The following is a 2748-nucleotide window of genomic DNA, read 5'->3' as shown; positions in this document are numbered from 1 at the left end:
TCTCTCGATACAGAGATGGGAGTGCGTTTACAGCACGCCGCGCTTCATCTGATCACGCTCGATCGACTCGAACAAGGCCTGGAAGTTGCCTTCGCCGAAACCTTCGTTGCCCTTGCGCTGGATGATCTCGAAGAAGATCGGTCCGATTGCGTTCTGGGTGAAGATCTGCAGCAGCAGTTTCTGCTTCGTCTCCGCATCGGCGTCGATGAGGATCTTGTTCGCGCGCATGCGCGCGACGTCCTCGCCATGGTTCGGGATGCGCATGTCGATCACATCGAAATACGTTTCTGGCGTGTCGAGGAATTCCACGCCCTGCGCGCGCATCGCTTCCACCGTGTCATAGATGTTGTCGGTGAAGCAGGCAATGTGCTGGATGCCTTCGCCATGATAGGCATCGAGGTATTCGTTGATCTGGCTCTTCGGATCGTTCGATTCGTTAAGCGGAATGCGCACGATGCCGTCCGGCGCGGTCATCGCCTTGGACACCAGGCCGGTCTTCGTTCCCTTGATGTCGAAGTAGCGGATCTCGCGGAAGTTGAACAGACGCTCGTAGTAATCGGACCACTTCTGCATGTTGCCGAAGTACAGGTTGTGCGTGAGGTGGTCGATGAAGGTGAGGCCGTAACCGGCCGGGTGCTGGTCCACACCTGGCAGTGCTTCGTAATCGGCGTCGTAGACACTGCCCGCGTCGCCGTAGCGATCCACCAGGTACAGCATGCAGTCGCCGATGCCCTTCACTACCGGCGCGTCGACCGCCTTGGTATCGGCCTTGTGCGTGGTCGCTTCGCCGCCATTGGCGAGCACCGTCTCAAGCACCTCCGCCGCAGGGCGCCGGAAGCGAATTGCAAACCCGCAGGCGCAGGGGCCGTGCTTGGCGGCGAAATCGGCGGCGAACGAGTCCGGCTCTTCGTTGACCAGGAAATTCACGTCACCCTGGCGGTACACCGTAATGGCCCGGCGCTTGTGCTTGAGCACCGCCGTAAAGCCCATGTTCTGGAATAACCTATGCAGCTCACTGCCACGGCCTGCCGGCGCGGCGAACTCAACGAATTCGAATCCGTTGATGCCCATGGGGTTCTCGAAGGTGGTCACGTGCATGCCGAGATTAGGCTGGGCGTTCATGGCGCTCTCCTGACATAGTCGATGCGCGATGGGGCCATGCGAGCGTGCCACCATCGGAATAAGCCTGACGTTATAGTTACAATTGAAACTAATTGCAAGGAACACTGCCGCAATGTCCCACCCGCGCAAGCCTGCCCCTGCCGGCGCCGAACACGCTCCTCTGGAATTGGAACGCTTCCTGCCCTATCGGCTATCGATTCTTTCGAACACGGTGAGCCAGGCGATTGCCAACGACTACCAGCGTCGCTACGACCTGAGCATGACCGAATGGCGCGTGATGGCAGTGCTGGCCCGGTTCCACGGCCTATCCGCGCGCGAGGTGGCCGAGCGCACCGCCATGGACAAGGTAGCGGTCAGCCGCGCGCTGGCCCGGCTGGTCGAAGCCGGCCGCGTGCACCGGGAAACCCATGGCAACGACAAGCGCCGTTCCGTGCTCAGCCTGACCGAGGCCGGCTGGCTGATCCATGACGACGTCGCCCCGATGGCGCGGGCACGCGAGCGCGACGTACTGGCCAAGCTGGACGAGGAGGAATGCCGCTGGCTGACACGCATCCTGGACAAGCTGCTGGATGACGTGCCCGGCATGCGTTGCGATGGCGGCAGCGGCGAAGGCTGAGGCAAGCCCGGCATTCGCCGCGCGCCGCGGCTATTTCACGCCGTGCATCAAGCGGTTCACCAACGGCGAAATCAGCAGCAGCAGCACGCCCGATCCGGCCAGCACATAGAAGCAGAAGGTAAAACCGCTCAGGGCCGACGCCGCGGTCATGCCGGTTGCGCCGCTGATGTGCGACGCGAGCATGCCCGAGAGATTGCCGCCCAGCGCAGTGGACAAAAACCAGCCGCCCAGGCCCAGGCCCACCAGCCGCGGAGGCGCCAGCTTGGTCACCATGGATAGCCCGATCGGCGACAGGCACAGCTCGCCTACGGATTGGAATAAGTAGCAGGCGGCGAGCGGCCAGAATGGAATCAGCCCGCGGCTGTCGAGCAGGTGCGACAAGGCATAGATCAAGCTGATAAAGCCGACGCCCTCGAACACCAGCCCCAGGCCGAATTTGCGCGGAATGGATGGCTCCTTGTGCCGCTTGGCCAGCCAGCCCCACGCCAGCGCGGTCAGCGGCGCCAGCGCCACCACCCACAGCGGCGTCATCGCCTGGAACCAACCCACGGGGAACACCCAGCCGCCGAACATCTGCCGGTCCACCAGGTTTTCGGCCAGGAAATTGAAGGTGGTGCCAAACAGGTAATAGAACACCCAGAACAGCACATTGAAGGCGAAGATGATCAGCATGGCGATCACCCGGTGCAATTGCACCCGATCGTGGCGCAGTGCTTCGCCGACCAGCACTACCACCATGCCCACGAACAGCAGGGCCATCACCCACTGCAAGCCCACGGCGCCGAGCTTGGACAACAAGAGATAAGTCACCGGTACCGCGATGGCCACACCGACAATCACGCCGAGCACGCGCATGCGGCTTTCATTGCCGGGCGCCGGACGCCCTACGCCGCGCAGACTGCGGCGCCCAAACCAGAACCACAACAGGCTCAGCAGCATGCCGACGCCAGCTGCGGCAAACACGATGCGGAAATTCTGCTGTAGCGGGGTGTTGGTGAAATAACTGGCCA

At 62.2% G+C, this 2748-nt stretch carries 3 protein-coding genes; 1 reads left to right on the top strand and 2 read right to left on the bottom strand.

Going from position 1 to position 2748, the window contains the following annotated elements; translation table 11 throughout:
* Positions 1–27 precede the first annotated feature (27 nt).
* Positions 28–1122: a 4-hydroxyphenylpyruvate dioxygenase gene (hppD, locus tag VMA74_RS18680; protein ID WP_325369716.1), complete on the bottom strand. Its 1095-nt coding sequence runs from the start codon at positions 1120–1122 to the stop codon at positions 28–30.
* Positions 1123–1234: 112 nt separating this feature from the next.
* On the opposite strand from hppD, the gene VMA74_RS18675 reads away from it, so the two are divergent.
* The gene (locus tag VMA74_RS18675; RefSeq protein ID WP_325369714.1) at positions 1235–1738 is read left to right on the top strand and encodes a MarR family winged helix-turn-helix transcriptional regulator; all 504 of its coding nucleotides are present in this window, start codon (positions 1235–1237) and stop codon (positions 1736–1738) included.
* 30 nt (positions 1739–1768) lie between these two features.
* Here the strand turns inward: VMA74_RS18675 and VMA74_RS18670 are convergent.
* The coding region (locus tag VMA74_RS18670; protein WP_325369712.1) for an oligopeptide:H+ symporter at positions 1769–2748 on the bottom strand (980 nt) is incomplete at its 5' end.

It is taken from the genome of Dyella sp. (assembly GCF_035508675.1).
Classification (GTDB): domain Bacteria; phylum Pseudomonadota; class Gammaproteobacteria; order Xanthomonadales; family Rhodanobacteraceae; genus Dyella_B.
Note: the sequence above shows the minus strand (reverse complement) of the source record. Positions and strands in the feature narration are given on the sequence as shown.

Bases quoted from the DNA above. Each gene is read 5' to 3' on its own strand.
- hppD (WP_325369716.1), bottom strand. From the start codon at position 1,122: ATGAACGCCCAGCCTAATCTCGGCATGCACGTGACCACCTTCGAGAAC.
- VMA74_RS18675 (WP_325369714.1), top strand. From the start codon at position 1,235: ATGTCCCACCCGCGCAAGCCTGCCCCTGCCGGCGCCGAACACGCTCCT.